Annotated in this window: 17 protein-coding genes; 8 read left to right on the top strand and 9 right to left on the bottom strand. The window is 70.1% G+C overall.

What is annotated here, in order from left to right; translation table 11 throughout:
- Positions 1-209: 209 nt before the first annotated feature.
- A complete protein-coding gene (locus tag BLW84_RS38945) occupies positions 210-1,097 on the bottom strand; it encodes a LysR substrate-binding domain-containing protein (protein ID WP_093276368.1) in 888 nt (295 codons plus the stop codon).
- Between the two features lie 254 nt (positions 1,098-1,351).
- Here BLW84_RS38945 and BLW84_RS38940 point away from each other — a divergent pair, with 254 nt between their 5' ends.
- The 6 genes from BLW84_RS38940 (at position 1,352) to fabG (ending at position 8,568) form a co-directional block, all read left to right on the top strand.
- Positions 1,352-2,665 (top strand): MFS transporter, encoded by a 1,314-nt coding sequence (locus BLW84_RS38940; protein WP_245761689.1) that lies wholly within the window; start codon positions 1,352-1,354, stop codon positions 2,663-2,665.
- An 86-nt stretch (positions 2,666-2,751) separates the two neighbouring features.
- Positions 2,752-3,897: an acyl-CoA dehydrogenase family protein gene (locus tag BLW84_RS38935; protein WP_093276362.1), complete on the top strand. Its 1,146-nt coding sequence runs from the start codon at positions 2,752-2,754 to the stop codon at positions 3,895-3,897.
- A gap of 37 nt (positions 3,898-3,934) precedes the next feature.
- A complete protein-coding gene (locus tag BLW84_RS38930) occupies positions 3,935-6,067 on the top strand; it encodes an acetate--CoA ligase family protein (protein WP_093276359.1) in 2,133 nt (710 codons plus the stop codon).
- Between the two features lie 27 nt (positions 6,068-6,094).
- A complete protein-coding gene (locus BLW84_RS38925) occupies positions 6,095-6,550 on the top strand; it encodes a Zn-ribbon domain-containing OB-fold protein (RefSeq protein ID WP_093276357.1) in 456 nt (151 codons plus the stop codon).
- A complete protein-coding gene (locus tag BLW84_RS38920; RefSeq protein ID WP_093276354.1) occupies positions 6,547-7,695 on the top strand; it encodes a thiolase in 1,149 nt (382 codons plus the stop codon). Before BLW84_RS38925 ends, BLW84_RS38920 begins: the two co-directional genes overlap by 4 nt.
- A gap of 138 nt (positions 7,696-7,833) precedes the next feature.
- The gene (gene fabG / locus BLW84_RS38915) at positions 7,834-8,568 is read left to right on the top strand and encodes a 3-oxoacyl-ACP reductase FabG (protein ID WP_177226938.1); all 735 of its coding nucleotides are present in this window, start codon (positions 7,834-7,836) and stop codon (positions 8,566-8,568) included.
- 49 nt (positions 8,569-8,617) lie between these two features.
- Here the strand turns inward: fabG and BLW84_RS38910 are convergent, their stop codons facing one another.
- Positions 8,618-9,784, bottom strand: coding sequence for a cytochrome P450 family protein (locus BLW84_RS38910; protein WP_093276349.1), 1,167 nt, complete (start codon positions 9,782-9,784; stop codon positions 8,618-8,620).
- 129 nt (positions 9,785-9,913) lie between these two features.
- On the opposite strand from BLW84_RS38910, the gene BLW84_RS38905 reads away from it, so the two are divergent.
- Complete coding sequence (locus BLW84_RS38905; RefSeq protein ID WP_093276347.1) at positions 9,914-10,396, top strand: MarR family winged helix-turn-helix transcriptional regulator; 483 nt, start codon at positions 9,914-9,916, stop codon at positions 10,394-10,396.
- 7 nt (positions 10,397-10,403) lie between these two features.
- On the opposite strand, the gene BLW84_RS38900 is transcribed toward BLW84_RS38905, so the two are convergent.
- The 7 genes from BLW84_RS38900 to BLW84_RS38870 all read right to left on the bottom strand — a co-directional run bounded on the left by BLW84_RS38900 (position 10,404) and on the right by BLW84_RS38870 (position 17,671).
- On the bottom strand, positions 10,404-11,558 hold the full coding sequence (locus BLW84_RS38900) for a CaiB/BaiF CoA transferase family protein (RefSeq protein WP_093276344.1): 1,155 nt from the start codon (positions 11,556-11,558) through the stop codon (positions 10,404-10,406).
- 237 nt (positions 11,559-11,795) lie between these two features.
- Positions 11,796-12,482, bottom strand: coding sequence for a dienelactone hydrolase family protein (locus tag BLW84_RS38895; RefSeq protein WP_218157643.1), 687 nt, complete (start codon positions 12,480-12,482; stop codon positions 11,796-11,798).
- A gap of 168 nt (positions 12,483-12,650) precedes the next feature.
- Entirely contained in the window at positions 12,651-13,946 is a 1,296-nt protein-coding gene (locus BLW84_RS38890; protein ID WP_218157642.1) for a NupC/NupG family nucleoside CNT transporter, read from the bottom strand.
- A gap of 124 nt (positions 13,947-14,070) precedes the next feature.
- Positions 14,071-14,475: a DoxX family protein gene (locus tag BLW84_RS38885; RefSeq protein WP_093276339.1), complete on the bottom strand. Its 405-nt coding sequence runs from the start codon at positions 14,473-14,475 to the stop codon at positions 14,071-14,073.
- Positions 14,476-14,603: 128 nt separating this feature from the next.
- Positions 14,604-16,199 (bottom strand): MFS transporter, encoded by a 1,596-nt coding sequence (locus BLW84_RS38880; protein ID WP_093276335.1) that lies wholly within the window; start codon positions 16,197-16,199, stop codon positions 14,604-14,606.
- 83 nt (positions 16,200-16,282) lie between these two features.
- Positions 16,283-17,359 (bottom strand): J domain-containing protein, encoded by a 1,077-nt coding sequence (locus tag BLW84_RS38875; RefSeq protein ID WP_093276332.1) that lies wholly within the window; start codon positions 17,357-17,359, stop codon positions 16,283-16,285.
- A 66-nt stretch (positions 17,360-17,425) separates the two neighbouring features.
- On the bottom strand, positions 17,426-17,671 hold the full coding sequence (locus tag BLW84_RS38870; RefSeq protein WP_093276329.1) for a biotin/lipoyl-containing protein: 246 nt from the start codon (positions 17,669-17,671) through the stop codon (positions 17,426-17,428).
- Positions 17,672-18,356: 685 nt separating this feature from the next.
- On the opposite strand from BLW84_RS38870, the gene efeU reads away from it, so the two are divergent.
- Positions 18,357-18,964, top strand: a 608-nt coding sequence (gene efeU / locus BLW84_RS38865; RefSeq protein ID WP_093276440.1) for an iron uptake transporter permease EfeU, incomplete at its 3' end; no start/stop codon positions are given.

Here is an 18,964-nt window from a genome sequence, read left to right as displayed (position 1 = left end):
AAGACCTCCTTGTTCAGTTCTGTGCAGCGAAAGTCGAAATCAAGATCATCGATGATCGAACGTTCACCGGGTTTGTCGCTGCGACCCGGCGCGAAGTTACGCGGGACGCACGTGCACTGCACCACACTTCGCGTCCGCGTCCGTTTTTCCCGCCACGACGGAAAATCCCGCATCACCGTCCTCTATGGACAGTTGCCGTGCGGATCCGGTCAGAGCTCGGCGACGACTTCGTCGAGCAGCCCGACCAGGCCCGCCAGCGCGGGGTTCCGGTCGCCCTCTCGCCACACCAGCGCCAGCGGGACGGACGGGGCGTCGTGCACCGGCACCAGCACCACACCGGGAACCTTCAGGTGCGCGGCCGTCATCGGGACCAGGCTGATGCCCGAACCCGCGCCCACCAACGACAGGATCGTGTGGGTGTCCGGCGCCTCCTGCACGAAGTTCGGGTTGTAGCCGCGCTGCAGGCACGCCGCCTGCACCAGCTGGTTGACCACCGAACCGCGATTGGTCGGGTAGCTGATGAACGACTCGCCCCGCAGGTCGTCGAGCCCCACCCGCCACTCGCCGGCCAGCCGGTGCCCGTCCGGCAGCGCCACCGCCAGCGGGTGCTGATCCAGCTCCCGCACGCACAGGCCCTCGGTCGGCACGGGCAGCCGCAGCAGCCCGGCGTCGACCTCCTGCTGGTTGATCTGGTCCACCAGCTCGCCGCCGTAGAGCGGGCTGAGGATGTCGAAGCGCACGTTCGGGTAGCGCTCGCGGAACTTCCGCACGATCAGCAGCATCACCCGGTACGACGTCTGGCCGCTGAAACCCAGCCGCACCACGCCGATCTCGCCCGCGGCCGCCTGCCGCGCCAGCCGGGGCGCGGCCTCGGCCGACTGCAGCGTCTTGCGCGCCTCGCGCAGGAACGCCTCCCCCGCCGCGGTCAGCTCCACCTGCCGCGTAGTGCGGCGCAGCAGCGCCACCCCGACCTCGTGCTCCAGGCGCTTGATCTGCTGTGAGAGCGGCGGCTGGGACATGTGCAGCCGCACCGCGGCCCGCCGGAAGTTCAGCTCCTCCGCCACGGCGACGAACGCCTGCAGGTGGCGTAGCTCCACCGCTCAAACCTCCCGACCGCGAGCACCTTTGCCCAGGTCAGCGCCGATTATGTCGCGCGACCGAATCAAACCTACCCGAATTTGGTGTTAGACGGAACACACCCGCTGACCTAGCGTCGAGGAACCGCGTTCGCGATGCGGCGGGCGCCGGGCCCCGTCCGCCGCATCGGCGAATCCTGCGGTTTCCCAACGGGTTTCGACCTGCCGAGCACCACGGCGGGCGCCCGGATTCGGCGGAGACGGAGCCAAATTCGATGAGACGGCTTTCAGAGCAGGAGAGAATGGGGCGCAAGGCCGGGATCGCCTCGTTCGTCGGCACCAGCATCGAGTGGTACGACTTCTACATCTACGGCACCGCGTCCGCGCTGGTGTTCGGCAAGCTGTTCTTCCCCGTCGTGACGCCCGCGATCGGCGTCCTGGTCTCGTTCGCGACGTTCTGGGTCGGGTTCCTGGCCCGGCCGCTGGGCGGCATCATCTTCGGCCACCTCGGTGACCGGGTCGGCCGCAAGAAGGCCTTGATCATCACGCTGCTGCTGATGGGTGTCACCACCGTCGGGATCGGCCTGCTGCCCACCTACGCCACCATCGGCATCGCGGCGCCGATCCTGTTGGTGCTGCTACGCGTCGTGCAGGGCCTGGCGGTCGGCGGCGAGTGGGGCGGCGCGGTGCTGATCGCGACCGAGCACGCGCCCAAGGGCCGCAGCATCATCTCCGGCTCGTGGGCGCAGCAGGGCTCGCCGTCCGGGCAGATCCTCTCCTCGCTGGCGTTCACCCTCGTCTCGCAGCTGCCCGACGAGTCGTTCTACGACTGGGGCTGGCGGATCCCGTTCCTGGCCTCGGCGGTGCTGGTGGTGCTGGGACTCGTGATCCGGCTGAGCATCGAGGAGTCGCCGCAGCTCACCAAGCTCAAGGAGACCGGGCAGACCGCGAAGTTCCCGCTGCTGGACACCTTCCGGCACCACACCGGGCTGGTGGTCCTCGGCGTCTTCGCCTGCGCGATCGTCTTCTCCGCCTCGTACTTCAAGAACACCTTCGCGGTGTCGTGGGCGACCAACGAGCTCGGCTTCCAGCGCGAGACGTTCATGACCGTGGTGCTCATCGCCAGCATCACCCAGTTCTTCGTGCAGCCCTTCGGCGCGGTGCTGGCCAGCAAGTACGGCGTCCGCAAGATCGTCACCATCCTGCTCGTCGCCGAGCTTCCGGTGATGCCGCTGATGTTCCTGCTGATCAGCACCGGCAGCTTCGCGTGGTCGGTGGTCGGCATGGTGCTGGCGACCCTCCCGCACGTGATGTTCTACTCGATCCTCGCCGGCGTGCTGGCCGACGCGTTCCCGGCCCGCGTGCGCTACACCGCCATCTCGCTGTCCTACGGCCTGGCCGGGACGCTGCTGGGCGGCACCACCCCGATGATCGGCCAGCTGCTGCTGACCGCCTCCGGCTCGATCCTGCCGGTGATCGGCTGGGCGCTGGTGACCGTACTGATGTCGCTGATCGGCGTCCGAATCCTGTTGACCCGGTCCGCGCAGCGCGCGGACCAAGAAGCCGCCGAGCCCGCCGTGACCGGGTGAACCCGCGGCGGTGCGAGCTGAGTCCCGCACCGCAAGCGGCTACCGCCGCTTACAAGACAAAACGTGGCGAAGGAGTGAGGACAACGATGGACCCGAACGTGTTCGACGACGTGCTGCGCACGGTGCGCGACTTCGTCCGCAACGAGGTGGTGCCCGCCGAGGACGAGATCGACGAGACGAACGCGATTCCGCAGCGGGTGCGCGAGACCGCCGCCGCGATGGGGCTCTTCGGCTTCGCGCTGCCCGAGGAGTACGGCGGGCTGGGCCTGTCGATGAGCGAGGACGTCCGGCTGGCGATGGAGCTGGGCTACACCGTTCCGGCGTTCCGCTCGATGTTCGGCACCAACAACGGCATCGCCGGTCAGGTGATCGTCAAGTACGGCACGGAGAAGCAGAAGCAGGCGTGGCTGCCGCGATTGGCCGCCGGGGAGGCGATCGCGTCGTTCGCGCTGACCGAGGACGGCGCCGGCTCGGACCCGAGCTCGGTGCGCACGAAGGCCCTACGTGATGGCGATGAGTACGTGATCTCGGGTGCCAAGCGGTTCATCACCAACGCGCCGCAGGCCGACTTGCTCGTCGTGTTCGCCCGCACCGACGAGGAAGCCGAGACGCACAAGGGAATTTCGGTGTTCCTCGTCGAGACCGGCCTGGACGGCGTCCGGATCGGGCCGCCGAACGCGAAGATGGGCCAGGCCGGGGCGCACACCGCCGAGGTGTTCTTCGACGACGTGCGCGTGCCCGCCGAGGCGATCGTCGGCGGCCAGGAGGGCACCGGATTCGCCGCGGCGATGTCGTCGCTGACCCGCGGCCGCCTGCACATCGCGGCGATCTGCGTGGGGCTGGCGGGCCGGATCGTCGAGGAGTCGGTGCGCTACGCCGCGGAGGCCGAGCAGGGCGGCAAGCCGATCAGCCGGTTCCAGCTGGTGCAGGCGCTGCTGGCCGAGTCGCAGGCCGAGCTGTACGCGGGCCGGTCGATGGTCCTGGAAGCCGCCCGGGAGTACGACTCGGGCGCGGACACCCGGCTGGCGCCGTCGTGCGCGAAGTTGTTCTGCAGCGAGATGGTCTCCCGCGTCGCCGACCGTGCGGTGCAGGTGCACGGCGGCTCCGGCTACATGCGCGGCGTCCCGGTGGAGCGCTTCTACCGCGACTCGCGGGTGTTCCGGATCTACGAGGGCACCAGCGAGATCCAGAAGCTGATCATCGCCAAGCAGCTGCTCCGCCAGCTCCCCTGATCCGGCTGAACGCCATTCCCTTAGCTAGGAGGAATCTGTGGGCGCCGTCGACAACACGGCCATCCAGCGACTGCTGCATCCCCGATCGATCGCCATCCTGGGCGCCTCGGACAACCCGATCAAGTTGTCCGGCCGTCCCATCGAGCTGATGAAGCGGTTCGGCTACACCGGTCGGTTGCTGCCGATCAACGCACGGCGCTCCGAGGTGCAAGGCCTGCCCGCCTTCCGCAGCCTCGACGACATCGACGGCGACATCGACCTGGCGATGGTGATGCTGCCCGCCGACAAGGTCGTCGACGGGGTGCGGGACTGCGCGAAGCGCGGCATCCCGGCGGCGATCGTCGGCGCCTCCGGCTTCGCGGAGGTCGGCGGGCGCGGCGAGGCGCTGCAGCAGCAGTTGCAGGACGTCATCGCCGAGACCGGCATCCGCGTGCTGGGCCCGAACTGCCTGGGCATGTTCAGCCTGCGGGACCGCGCGCTGCCCACGTTCACCTCGGCGATGGACGAAGGCGGCGAGCTGCGCGAGGGCCCGGTGTCCTTCGTCAGCCAGAGCGGCGCGTTCGGCACCTTCATCTTCAGCGCGGCGCAGGCCGCCGGGCTGGGCATCTCGCACTTCCTGAACACCGGCAACGAGGCCGACCTGTCGGTGGCCGAGGTGCTCGGCGGGCTGGTGGAGACCGACGAGACCAAGGTCCTGATGGCCTACCTCGAAGGCGTGCACCACGGCCGCGGGCTGCTGCAGGTGGCCCGTCGGGCGCACGAACTGGACAAGCCGATCCTGGCGGTGAAGGTCGGCCGCTCGGAGGCCGGTGCGCGCGCCGCGCAGTCGCACACCGCGTCGCTGGCCGGCGAGGACGCCGTGTTCGACGGCGCGACCCGCCAGCACGGCATCGTCCGGCTGGACGGGATGGAGCCGCTGCTGGACGCGGGCCTGGTGTTCGCCGACGGCAGGCGCACCCGCGGCAGGCGACTGAGCACGTTATCGCTCTCCGGCGGCGCCGGGGTGCTGATGGCCGACCAGGCCAGCAGCAACGGCCTCCAGGTGCAGCCCTGGGACGAGGCGTGGCAGCGGCGGATGGCCGAGGTCATCCCGCCGTTCGGTTCGCCGCGCAACCCGGTCGATCTGACCGCCACGCTGATCAGCGACCCGGGCATGCTGCGCCGCGCCCTGGAGATCACCGTCGAGCACCCCGGCACCGACATGATCGCGGTGCTGCTGGGCAACTCCGACAACGCGTCCGGGCCGCTGATCGACGCGATCGAGCAGGCCTACCGCTCCACGGACCGGCCGCTGGTGGTGGTGTGGACCGGCGGCAGCGGGCGGCCGCGCCGGCGGCTGCAGGACCTGGGCATCCCGTGCTTCACCGACCCCGGCCGGGCGGCGGCCGCGCTGGGGAAGCTGGCCGACTTCAGCCTGCGCCCGCCGCTGCCGACGGCCGAGCGCCCGGACGACATCGACGACCAGGTGGTCCGCGGGATTCTCCGGGACGCCCGGGAGCAGGGCCGCCGCCAGCTCAACGAGTACGAGTCGAGCCGGTTGATCGCCGCCTACGGCGTGCCGTGCTCGGGGGCGTTCCCGGCCGACGACCCGGATGCGGCGGTGGCCGCCGCGCGGGACCTGGGCGGGCCGGTGGCGGTCAAGTTGCTGTCCGACCACATCGGGCACAAGTCGGACATCGGCGGCGTGCGGCTGGGCCTGACCAGTGACGCGACGATCCGCACCGCCGCCGCGGAACTGCTGGACATCGCGCGGGAGGCCGGGGATCCGGCGGCGCGGCTGCTGGTGCAGCGGATGGCCGGCGGCGACACCGAGCTCATCGTGGGCATCAAGCGCGACCCGGCCTTCGGGCCGGTGGTGGTCGTCGGGTTCGGCGGCGTGCTGGTGGAGGTCCTCGCCGACAGCCAGATCGGCGTGGCGCCCCTGGACGCCGACGCGGCGAAGCGCCTGCTGACCTCGCTGCGCGGCAGCCGCCTCTTCGGGGAGGTCCGCGGCAAACCCGCGCGGGACCTCGACGCCGCGGCGGACGTGGTCGCCCGGCTGTCCTGGCTGGCCCACGACCTCGCCGAGGACGTCGCCGAGCTGGACGTGAACCCGCTGCTGCTGGACCAGGTCGGCAAGGGCGTCGTCGCGGTGGACTGCCTGGCGGTCCTGACGCAGCCCGAGGCGTGAGTGCGGAGAACCAAGGAAGGTGCGGAGATGAGTGAAGTGACGCCCCCTGCCGGGGCGGCGCCCGAGGTGGTGTTCCGCGACGGCCTGGCGGCCGGTAAGTTGCGGTTCCAGCGCTGCGGCAAGTGCGCGGCGGCGGTGTTCCAGCCGCGCGTGCTGTGCCCGGCGTGCGGGAGCGACGACTTGGGCTGGGAGCGCAGCAGCGGTCGCGGGACCGTGTACTCGACGACCGCGGTGCGCGGGCGCGAGGGGATGCACAACGTCTCGCTGGTCGACCTCGACGAGGGCTTCCGGATGATGTCGCGCGTCGACGACGTCGACGCCGACCAGGTCGTCATCGGCACCCGCGTCGGATTCGCCACGGTCGAGCAGGACGGCACACCTGTTGCGGTGTTCCGGGCCGGAGGACGACACGTGCAACAATCCGCCGCCGCGCGTGACGGCCGACCGGGTGCGGGTGTCCCGCAGGACAAGGAGCAGTCATGACGTTGCGCGGCACCACGGCGGTCGTCGGCGTTGCCGAGTCGGACCTCGGCCAGGTCGCGCCGGGCCTGACCCCGCTGGACCTGGTCGGGCAGGCGACGGTGCGGGCGCTGGCCGACGCGGGCATCCAGAAGTCCGAAGTGGACGGTCTATTCACCGCGTCGTCCTACTACCCGATGTCGGGCATGGACACGGCCGAATACCTGGGCATCCGGCCGAAGTACGTCGACGGGTCGACGATCGGCGGCAGCTCGTTCGTCTCGCACCTGCTGCACGCCGCGGCGGCGATCAACGCCGGGGTGATCTCGACGGCGCTGATCGTCTACGGCAGCACCCAGCGTTCCGATGGCGGCCGGTTGGTGTCGCCGTCGAAGCCGAACCCGTTCGAGGCGCCGTACCGCGCGCGGCACCCGATCAGCATGTACGCGATGGCGACGGCGCGGCACATGCACCAGTACGGCACCACCCGCGAGCAGCTGGCGGACGTGGCGGTGGCGGCGCGGCAGTGGGCGCAGCTGAACCCGGTTGCGTTCGCCCGCGACCCGCTGACCCGCGAGGACGTGCTGGCCGCGCGGATGATCAGCGATCCGCTGACCAAGCTGGACTGCTGCCTGGTCACCGACGGCGGCGGCGCGGTGGTGCTCACCAGCGCCGAACGCGCCCGGCAGCTGCCCGGCAAGCCGGTGTTCCTGCTCGGCGCGGGCGAGGCGACCTCGCACCGCAGCATCTCGGCGATGCCCGACCTGACGGTCACCGCGGCCGCCGAATCGGGCGGCCGAGCCTTCGCGATGGCCGGGCTGTCCCCGCAGGACGTCGACGTGGTCGAGCTCTACGACGCGTTCACCATCAACCCGGTCCTGTTCCTGGAAGACCTCGGGTTCTGCGAGAAGGGCGAGGGCGGCGCGTTCGTCGCCGAGGGCCGGATCGCGCCGGGCGGGAAGCTGCCGGTGAACACCAACGGCGGCGGCCTGTCGTACTGCCACCCCGGCATGTACGGAATCTTCACGATCATCGAGGCGGTGCGGCAGCTGCGCGGCGGATGCGGAGCCCGGCAGATCGAAGGAGCCGACGTCGCGCTGGCCCACGGCAACGGCGGCGTGCTCTCCAGCCAGGTCACGGCGATCTTCGGCACCGAACGCACCCTGTGAACAACCGACCGCAGTAGATGGTCCGGAACTTCCCGCAGTTTCAATTGAAACTGTGCGGGTGCACGGCACGTCCGGGCGTATCGGGGGGACGCCCGGACGTGCCCCACCCGCATGGGACAGCACTAGGAGGATTTGCAGATGTTGCAGGACAAGGTGGCCGTCATCACCGGCGGCGCCAAGGGGATCGGGTTCTCCATCGCCGAGAACTTCGTCGCCCAAGGCGCGAAGGTCGTGCTCGCCGACATCAACGCCGACCACGCCCGGGACTCCGCGGACAAGCTCGGCGGCACGGGCACCGCGCTCGGCGTGGCCTGCGACGTCACCGACCCGGACGCCGTGCAGGCGGCGATCGAGGCGGCCACCGCCGAGTTCGGCTCGCTGGACGTCATGGTGAACAACGCAGGCATCACCCGCGACGCCACCATGCGCAAGATGACCCTCGACGACTTCGAGGCCGTCCTCGACGTGCACGTCAAGGGCGCCTGGCTGGGCACCCGCGCCGCCGCCGCGGTCATGCGCGAGCAGGGCAGCGGCTCGATCGTGAACATCTCCTCGATCTCCGGCAAGGTCGGCATGACCGGCCAGACCAACTACAGCGCCGCCAAGGCGGGCATCGTCGGGCTGACCAAGGCCGCCGCCAAGGAACTCGCGCACAAGGGAGTCCGGGTCAACGCGGTCCAGCCGGGCCTGATCCGCACCGACATGACGGCGGCGCTGCGCGAGGACGTGTGGAACGCGAAGCTCCAGGAGATCCCGATGCAGCGCGCGGGCGAGCCGGAAGAGGTCGCCAACGTGGTGCTGTTCCTGGCCTCCGAAATGTCGTCGTACATGACCGGCTGCGTCCTGGAGATCACCGGCGGCCGCCACATCTGACGCCGGCGAGGGCGCCGCTTCCTGTGTGAAGTGGCGCCCTTGTCGCAGCTCAGCCGCGCAGCGAGACCGGGAGCCCGGTCAGCCTGCTGCTCAGGAGGCCGCCGATGCCGGTCTGCCGGAGCTCGCCGAACGGGACCGCGAGGCGGGCGTCGGGGAAGTCGGTCCGCAGCACCGCAGCCACGGCGCGCAGTTCGAGCTGGGCGAGTTGCGCGCCGATGCAGAAGTGCGGCCCGGCGCCGAAGGACAGGTCGGGGCCGGATGGGCGGGCCGGATCGGTGTTGATCCCCAGGACGTCCACGAGCACGGGCGCCCGGGCGGGCAGCCGCACGCCGGCGAGCTCGATCTCCTCGGTGGTGAAACGCCAGAGCGTGAACGGCGCGGGCGGGTGCATCCGCAGCGTGTCGCGGACGAGTTCGTCGACGGCCTCCTCCTCCGCCGGGATCCGGTGTGCGCCGTCCGAGAGCAGGCGCGCGAGCAGGAAACCGAGGGCTGCGTCGGTGGTGAGCTGTCCGGCGAAGATCAGTCCGAACAGGTGGTACCGCAGCTGGTCCCGGGTGGTCTCCGGGGAGACCCGGTCGCGCAGCTCGGCGGCGAATCCCCTGCTGTCGTCGCGAATTCCGTCCTCGGCGAGTTCCGAGAGCTCGGCGATCGCCCTCCCCTGCGCGCCCGGCTCGGCGCTGAACATCAGCCGGCAGGCGTCGGTGGCCCGGTCGAGGTGGTCGAGCGGAACGCCGAGCAGGTCCAGCAGGACGGTGAGCGGGTAGCGAGTGGTGAAGTCCGCCACCAGGTCGACGTCCGCGCCGCCGGCGGCGAGCTCGGCGAGCAGTTCCCGGGCGATCGCATGGATCCGGCCGGAGTGCCGGTGGATCCGCTTCGCCGCGAAGATCGGCGCGTGCGCGCGCCGCAGCGCCGCGTGCTCCGGCCCGTCGAGGGTGGTGAGGGACGGCTGCTCGGCCGCGGTCCGTTCGAGCCCGGCGCGCTGCGGATCCCAGTTCAGGGGCGCGAATGCCGGGTCCTTGGCTATTCGGGGGTCGACGAGAACGGCGCGCGCCAGGGCGTCATCGGTCACTACCCACGCTCGCCCTCCGGCGGGCGCGTCCACCTCGACGATCGGCCCGGCCGAGCGCAGCGCGGCACGCGTGGGATCCGGCTCGTCCAGGCCGCGGACGAATGGGGCGAACGGGTCTACGCCATCGGGGTGCGGCGCGTTGCTCATCGGACTCTCCACGAGGTCTCGGGTTCCCAACTAGCTTCATCAAGGAATTACTTCATGGTGAAGCTAGAGTTGATAGGGTTGGATTGTCAACGCACCAGGAACGGCAGCGAGGCGGGAGAGCGAACGACCATGACCGAGGCACGGCAACCTCACGACACCGCGGCGCGCAGCGTGCGCCTCCTGGACGGCCTCCGGAGCTTCGGCGCGAACTACACCGAGCTCACCGGCCGCTTCGCGGCGTGGCTCGGGCTGCACTCCACCGATGCCGCCGCCCTGGTGGAAATCCTCTACGCCGAGGACAAGGGAACCCCGCTGTCGCCGACCCGCCTCAGCGAACGCCTCTCGCTGACCACGGGCGCGACCACGAACCTGCTGAACCGCCTGGAAAAGCTCAGGCACATCGTCCGCACCCGCGAGCACGCCGACCGGCGAAAGGTGACCCTGCGCAGCAGTGCGCGCATCGAGAAGCCGGCGCGCGAGTTCTTCGGCCCCTTCAGCGAGCGCTTCAACGCGCTGGTCGCCCAGTACCCACCGGAGCAGCTGGAGCAGTTCGAGAACTTCCTCGCCCAGCTGTGCGCCACGATGGGCGAACTGCCGGACGCGGCGGAGTAGTCGCGGGTCAGTCGCTGGGTGCGTCGTCGACGTCGGCGAGTTCGGCGAGGATCGCGCTGGTGTGCTGGCCGACCTCCGGGATCGGGTCCATGCGCGGCTCCCGGCCCGCGACGGTCACCGGCGGCAGCAGGGTGCGCAGCGGCCCGGCGGGCGAGTCGACCTCGCGCCACCGGTCGCGGGCGGCCAGCTGCGGGTGCTCGGCGAACTCCGCCATCGTGCGCATCCGCGCGTTGGCGATGCCGACCTCCTCCAGGCGGGCTTCGATGTCCGCGCTGCTCAGCTTCGCGAACACCGCCTCGACGACCGCCTTCAGCTCGGCGACGTTCTCGACGCGCTTGGGGTTGGCGTCGAACCGGGGGTCGGCGGCCAGTTCCGGCCGGCCGAGCACCTGCTCGCAGAACTTCACCCACTCCCGCTCGTTCTGCACGCCGAGGAACACCTGCGCCCCGTCACCTGCCGCGAACGGGCCGTAGGGCGCGATGGCCGCGTGCCGCGCGCCGGCGCGCTTCGGCGCGGTGCCGCCGTATTCCGCGTAGTAGTACGGAAAACCCATCCACTCGCCCAGCGCGTCGAACAGCGAGACCTCGAACGCCGTCCCCTTCCCGGTGCGCTCGCGCTCGTACAGCGCCGTGAGCACGCCGCTGTAGGCGTACATGCCGCCGGCGATGTCCGCCGTGGAGATCCCCGTCTTGGCCGGTTCGGCCTCGCTGCCGGTGATGGAAACGAGCCCCGTCTCGCACTGGATCAGCAGGTCGTAGGCCTTCTTGTCGCGGTAGGGGCCGGAGCTGCCGTAGCCGGAGAGGTCGCAGACGATCAGCCGCGGGTGCTTCGCCGTCAGCTCGGCCGCGCCGAACCCGAGCCGCGCCGCCGCCCCCGGCGCGAGGTTCTGCACGAACACGTCCGCGGTCGACAGGAGCTTGTCCATGATCAGCCGGTCGGCCAGTTCCTTCAGGTCGAGCGCGATGCTCTCCTTGTTCCGGTTGAGCCAGACGAAGTGGCTGGCCAGGCCCTTCACCGAGGTGTCGTAGCCGCGGGCGAAGTCGCCCGTCGGGCGCTCGACCTTGATCACCCGGGCGCCCAGGTCGGCCAGTTGCCGGGTCGCGAACGGGGCGGCGACGGCCTGCTCCAGCGACACCACGGTCACGCCTTCCAGCGGAAGCATCGACCCTCCAGGCGAGTATTTGTACGGCCAATTGCTTCGCCAACATTGCCCCGCCCGACCAAAAGTTGTCAATGCCCACGATCGCGACACGAGTAATGGCCGTACATATGCGCCGGCCTGGCGCGACGACGTACCGGTTTCGACGAGAAGCCCGGACCTGCTGCGAGGTGAACGGCCTGTTCGCCTCGATAGACGAGGTGAACAGGCCGTTCACTGCACCCGATCTGCGTGAGCCCGTCAGGTGAGGTGGCGGCGGAGGAAGTCGAGGGTCCTCGGCCAGGCCGTGCGGGCCGAATCTTCGTGGTACGCCGCCGGGTTCTGGTCGTTGAAGAACGCGTGTCCCGCCGGGTAGACGTGGATCTGGGGGCGGACTTCGGACTGCTGCTGGATCTTGTCGCGCAGTTCTGCTACCGCGTCCATGCTGATGGATCGGTCGTACTCACCGAAGTGGCACAGCATCGGCGCCGTCAAGCCGGCGAAGTCCGTGTCCGCCACCGACGGCAGGCCGTAGAACGGCACCACCGCGCCGACCCGGTCGCCCTGCTGGGCGGCGAGCACGATCGCGAACTTGCCGCCCATGCAGAACCCGACCGCCCCGACCGACGAACCCGTCACCGAGTCGTGCGCCAGCAGGTAGTCGACCGCACCGGAGAGGTCCCGCGCCGCCTGGTCGACGGGCAGCTGCTGCATCAGCCGCGCCGCCTCCTGCGCGTCGTGCGTGGTGTGCCCGCCGTAGAGGTCCGGCGCCAGCGCGACGAATCCCTCGGCCGCCAGCCGGTCCGCGATGTCGGCGACGTGGTCGGTGAGCCCCCACCACTCCTGGATCACCACCACACCGGGACCCGAACCGGACGGCGTCGCCAGGTACCCGTGCGCTGTGCGCCCGTTGCTGGCGAAACTGACGTTCTGGTGCGGATTCGTCACGCTGGCACTCCTTCGTCCGGCCGACCCCGACCGGCCCATCGTCGCGCTCGGCCGGGCTGATCGCACACGGTCATACCGCGCCGCCGGGCGAGCCGCCAGGCGAAGATCGACAACGTATCGAGGACCGGCGGCACCTGCCAAGGCCCGGCCCGGTGATCCGCGACGGGGTCAGACGAGGACCCCCGCGATGGTGGCGCTGAGCAGGTTCGCCAGGGTCGCCGCCATGATCGCCCGGACGCCGTCCTTCGCGATCCAGCCGCGACGGCTGGGCACCAGGCTGCCCAGGCCGCCGAGCAGGATCGCCAGCGAACCGAAGTTGGCGAAACCGGTCAGCGCGAAGGTGATGATGGTGGCGCTCTTCGCGCTGAACTGGCCGATCTGCGGGCCGAAGTCGGCGAACGCGACGAACTCGTTGATCACCAGCTTCTCGCCGACGAACCCGCCGGCGGCGACCGCCTCGTGCCACGGCACGCCGATCACCCACATCAACGGCGAGAACAGGTAGCCGAGGATCTGCTGGAGCGTGAGGTCGGGCAGCCCGAACAGCCCGCCGACGCCGCCCACGATCAGGTTCACCAGCGCGATCAGCGAGACGAACGCGAAGAGCATCGCGCCGACGTTCATCGCCAGCTTGAGGCCGTCGGCGGCGCCGCCGGCGGCGGCATCGATGACGTTGCGCGGCTTCTCCTCCACTTCGGCCTCCACGGCGGTCTTCGTCGCAACCGCCTGGCCTTCCTCTTCGGCGGTCTCCGTCGCGACGGTTCCCTCCGCCGGGCTTTCCGCCGCGGCGGAACCGGCCGGGGCGGGCTGCTCCTTCGCCGCGGGCATGACGATCTTCGCCATCAGCAGGCCGGCGGGCGCCGCCATGAAGCTCGCCGCGATCAGGTTCTCCAGCTTCGCGCCGAGCATCGCGTAGCCGACCATCACGGTCCCCGCCACGGTGGCCAGCCCGCCGACCATCACCGCGAAGAACTCCGAACGGCTCATCGTCTTCAGGTACGGCCGGATCGTCAGCGGCGCCTCGGTCAGGCCGAGGAAGATGTTCGCGGTCGAGTTCAGCGACTCCGGCCGGGTGGTGCCCAGCACCTTCTGCAGGCCGCCGCCGATGATCCGCACCACCCACTGCAGGACGTTCAGGTGGTAGAGCACCGCGGTCAGCGCCGAGATGAAGATGATGATCGGCAGCACCTGGAAGGCGACGACGGTGCCCTGCGACGGCAGGATCGGCCCGACCATGAACTCGATGCCCTCGGTCGAGGAGCTGATCACCTTCTGGACGCCGTCGGCGGCGGCGCTGAGCACCTGCTTGCCCAGGTCCCACCGCAGCACGATCACCGCGAACGCGATCTGGATCAGCAACGCACCGATCACGGTGCGGGGATTGATCGCGCGCCGGTCGGTCGACAACGCGAACGCGAGCAGCAGCACCACGAGCATGCCGCCGATTCCCCACAAGACCTGCACTTGAACCGCCCTTCCCGGCTGCCGCCGCGGGCATCCGCGGCGGAGTACTCGAACGCGGGAATTCTCACCTCCCGCGAATTCGAGCGACGAGGCGGGCGGCCGCTCCGAGCCGGGAGCGCAACCGTCACGACCGGGCGGCGAGCAGCGGGATCGACCGGCGCCGCCCCCAGGCCACCACCAGGAACAGCAGCACCAGGACGAACGGCATGAGCGCCGTGACGGGCGCCTGGAACACGAACACCTGGGTGATCGTCGCGCCGACCATGACACCGGCGAGGCCGAGCGCCGCCATCCCGGCCAGCCGGGGCACGAGCAGGCCGATGGCGCCCAGCAGTTCGAGACCGCCGGTCAGGTACCGGAACCACTGCCCGAACCCGATCAGGTCGAACATCTGCACCGCCGTCGGCTCGCCGAGGAGCTTCGGGGCCGAGGCGAGCACGAAGAACACCGCCAGAAGGACCTGAAGCGCCCAGAGCGCCACGTGCACGCCCCGCCGCTGGGACACCGCCGCATTCGAGTCGATCGTCATGACTGGCACACCCTCTCCGCACCGGATGGAAAACGTTCGCTACTCCCATAGACCAGGGTTGCGACGAGAACTCATCGGTGCCGGGCGGGAAGCCCCGGCCGGAGCCGGATCCCGGTGCAGGACCCGGCTCAGGAGCGCCCGGGTTGTTCGGTCGGGATGAGGCGCGTGAAGAAGAGCGCGACCCCGGCGATGAGCGCGAGCACTGCGTCGGCCGCACGCAGAGCCTGCAGCCGCGCGACGGCGTTCTCCTGCACGATCGCGGAAGCGGTACCCGACGGCAATCCGGTCGCGGCAAGGGCCCGTTCCAGGGCGGCGTCGGACAGGAAGGGAGCACCGCTGACGAGCTCGACCTCGGCTTGGGAGGTCACCGGGGGTGGCACGCTCGGGTTCTGGCTGATGCCCTGCAGGAACGATGTGGTCAAGGCGGCGATGAGCACCGAACCGGCCAGCGCGGTGCCGACCGACACGCCGAGGTTCGTGGCGGTGTTCTGGAGACCACCGACCTCGCCGGTCCGTTCGTCCGGGACCGCGGAGACGGTCACGCTGCCCAGTTGTGAGGCCAGCGAGCCGATACCGAGCCCGGCCAAGAGCATCGGCACGGTCGTGACTTCGGGGCCTGCGCCGAGCTCGAGTGCCGCCAGCAATGCCACCAGCCCGCCGAAGAGGGCGGCCAGACCCCACTGCACCACGCGACGCGGTGATGCATCCGGCCACACCTTCGGGATGCCGACTGCGGCGAGGAGCAGGGTGATGGACAGCGGCAGCAGGCGCGCGCCGGTCTGCAGGGCGGTGAGTCCGAGAGAAATGGACAGGAACAGGGGCACGATGAAGAACAATCCGGCCTGCAAGAGGAACTGGAAGAAGAAGATCGTCAGTCCCCCGCAAAGCTGCCGATTGCGCAGCATCGCGGGGGCGACGAGCGGCTCGAGGCCGTGTGCCACGCGCCTGCGCTCCCACGCGAGGAACACCTGGAGCACGAGCCCGCCGGCCAAGATCAGCCAGATGGTGGCGGAGACGCCCAGCAGAGCCGGCGCGTCCGGCTTGGGCGCCACCCATCCCCAGCTGCTCGAACGCAGCACCGCGTACACGACCAACCCGAGGCCCGCGGCGGACAGCGCGGTGCCGACGAGATCGAAATCCGGGCGGCGGTGCGGCGGCGCGTCCGCTACGCGGCGTGCGAGAAGGACGATCACGACCACGACCACGACCTCACCGGCGAAGACCCACCGCCACGAGAAGTACGTGGTCACGAGGCCACCGACGAGCGGCCCCACGGCGACGGCTATCGCGCCGGCGGACGCCACGAGCCCGTACGCCCGCGGCCGCTGAGCCTGCTGGAAGTTCGCGGCCACGAGCGCGACGATCGCCGGCATGATGAGCGCGGCACCCAGCCCTTCCAGCAACGACCAACCCAGGATCAGCACTCCCAGGCCGGGGGCGAGCGCGGTGGTCAGGGAGCCGCAGCCGTAGATCACGCAGCCGACGGTGAACGCGCGGCGTCGGCCGATCAGCGTACCGATCTTGCCGCCGGTGATCATGAACATCGCCATCACCAGGGCGTAGAGCGTGATGGCGGCCTGGATGCCGCTCACCGTCGTACCGACGTCCTCGGCGACCGTCGCGATGGACACGTTCATGACCGAGGTGTCCAGCGTCATCAGGAACTGCCCGACCGCCAGAGTTCCCAGCACCGTCCCGCCGCCGGTCCCCCTCCTCGCCTGCATAAGGCCATCATCTGCGGAGGACTACGTCGCGGCAGCGCGGCCTCGTTCGAACGATCAAGGGCGGCAAGGGAGTTCGCGCCGGATCAGTCGGCGACGACCTGCTCCAGCACGGTGGTGAACGCCTCGCGGTCCACGCTCGCCGGGTCCTGCGCGAGCCACCGCCCGATCTCCCGCACGAACTGCGCCGGGGTCATCGGCGACACCGGATCGCCGTCCTGCTCGACGGTCGTGACGTCACCGGCGCGGCTCGGGTAGATCAGGACCACGCCGCGCACCTCGACGTCGGGCAGCAGCTCGGCGAAGGCATCGACGCCTTCCGGCAGCCGGGTCGCGCCGCCGCGGAAGACGTGGCCGTTGCGCCACAACGCGCCGTCCTCGTCGGCGGTGTAGTGGCCGGGCAGCCAGCTCTTGGACTCCACGAGCACCAGCCGACGCCCGCACAGCACCGCGTGGTGCACGTCCTCGAACACCGAGTCGGGCCAGGCCAGGCCGTGGAACACGCGCACGCCCGGCAGCCGGGTCAGGTACTTCGCGCACAGCTCGGCGGTCAGCTGCTGCGCGCGCTCGTGCTGCGCGTCGGGCAGGCCGAAGATCCGGCGGCCGCCGAACTCGGAGACGAACGACCGGTCGATCCGGTGCGCCCGGATGTGCCGCCGCAGCAGCAGCACGATCACCACGCCGGAGGCCACCAGCAGGGACAGCCAGACGGCCAGCAGCATCGCGGTCAGCTCGACGGCGAGCCCAGCCAGCAGCAGCATCGACCAGCCGCCGACCAGCGCCAGCGTCGGCGCCCGCTCCGGGCCGGTGACCGGCAGGTACCGGACCCGGGTGCCCGGGTCGACGGCGTCCCACCAGGGGATGTCGTCCAGGCGCAGCCGCGGGACCTTCGGCACGTAGTCCGGATCTTCGCCGAAATCCCGCCGCCGGCGCCGTTGCGACGCCCGCAGCCGGGGCGCGGGCTCGTCGACGCGGTCGTAGTCGGCGCGGCGCACCGGATCGTTGAGGGTTTCGTAGGCCTCCTGCAGCAACCGGAAGGTTCCCGCGGTGCCGCCGACATCGGGGTGCATGCTGCGTGCCAGCGACCGGTAGGCGGACTTGATCTCGGCTGCCGTCGCGTCGCGGTTCACGCCCAGCAACTCGTAATAATCGACCCCGCGCACGGCCCTCCCGCCTCCCACCACTGCGCGGTCATGATAGGGCTTGCGCGGAATTCAAGATCACCCGCGTCAGGTGTTTTCGTCGGCGAGTTCGGCGATTTCCTGCCCCCGGGCGACTTCGGTGCCGTCGGTGAGCAGGAACCGGGTCACGATGCCGGCGGAAGCCGACTTGACGGGGTTGAAGGTCTTCACCGCTTCGATCACCGCGATGGTCTGGCCGGGGTCGACGTGGCCGCCCTCGCGCACGTACGGATCGGCCTCCGGGGCCGGACGCCGGAAGAACACGCCGGACTGCTGTGCCTTGACAGTGGACATACCCGGTACCGTGCGCCTTCCCCGGCCTGGTCGCCAGTCGCGCGGCCCTGGAAGCGAAAAAACCCGCTGACCTCCCGGTCAGCGGGCTCTTCCACGCGGGCGGCCGAGACGGCTGGCGCCGTCCCTCCCTTTTGACCACCCGGGACAGCCGCGCGGCCTGAGGTGGCGCCTTGGACCGGCACGGCTAGTTCTGCGGTCGTACGCCGGGACGACGGGCCGTGGAGCCGGGATGCTCCAGCGACCCACCCGGCACCGCCAGGTCGTTCGCCGGCGGGCGCTGGGCCCACCGATGCCGCTGCCACCTTAGCCGATGCTCCCGGCTTCGCGGAGCGAAACGTGACCCAGCGCTCCTCATGCGCCACATTCCGCACACCCGGCGCGTGTGGCACACGCGAGCGGCGAATTCGCACTCCGTCCCATCGCGACCCAGCTCGGTCCACAGCGGACAGTGCCCATTCCAGCAGTCAACTAAATGATCTTCAGGGCCGAACCTCCCGATTCCACGCAACCGAAAAGATATTCGAACATTTCGGACATGTATCGGAAAAGTAGTCCAAACCGGCCGAAAACGATCGCATCGACCCAGGTCAACAGCATGTCGCAGGGTTCACAACCATTTGACATGAAGGTGAGCCTTACCTATGTTCTCCATGCCTCGCCGGTCGTCGAAACAAGGAAGATGCGAATGCTATTCAGTAATGCGTTGATCGGACTGCGGGAAGGGCTGGAGGCCGTTCTCGTGGTCAGCATTCTGGTCGCATTCCTCGTCCGGACCGATCGCCGCCGCGCGCTGGCGCACGTCTGGCTCGGGGTCGCCGTGGCGGTCGCGCTCTCGGTGGCCCTGGGCGCGGTGCTCACCTACACCGCGGCGACGCTCAGCTTCGAGGCGCAGGAAGCCTTCGGCGGGATCGCCTCGATCATCGCGGTCACCTTCGTCACCGGCATGATCTTCTGGATGCGCCGCGCCGGCCGCACCCTGGCGGCCCAGCTGCGCGGGCAGCTCGACGAGGCGCTGCAGCTCGGCCCGGTCGCCGTGGCCACCGTGGCGTTCCTCTCGGTCGCACGGGAGGGCATGGAGACCGCGGTGTTCTTCTTCTCCAGCGTCCAGTCCGCCGGCGGCGGCACCGTGCTGCCGCTGGTCGGCTTCCTGATCGGCATCGCGATCTCGATCTTGCTCGGCTGGCTGCTCTACGCCGGGGCGATCAAGGTCAACCTGTCGAAGTTCTTCACCGTCACCGGCGTGCTGCTGGTCTTCGTCGCCGCCGGGGTCTTCGCCTACGGCGTGCACGACCT

Origin of the sequence: Saccharopolyspora shandongensis, from assembly GCF_900106995.1 — a bacterium.
In the GTDB taxonomy this organism is placed as follows: domain Bacteria; phylum Actinomycetota; class Actinomycetes; order Mycobacteriales; family Pseudonocardiaceae; genus Saccharopolyspora; species Saccharopolyspora shandongensis.
This window is presented reverse-complemented; position numbering and strand designations above follow the sequence as displayed.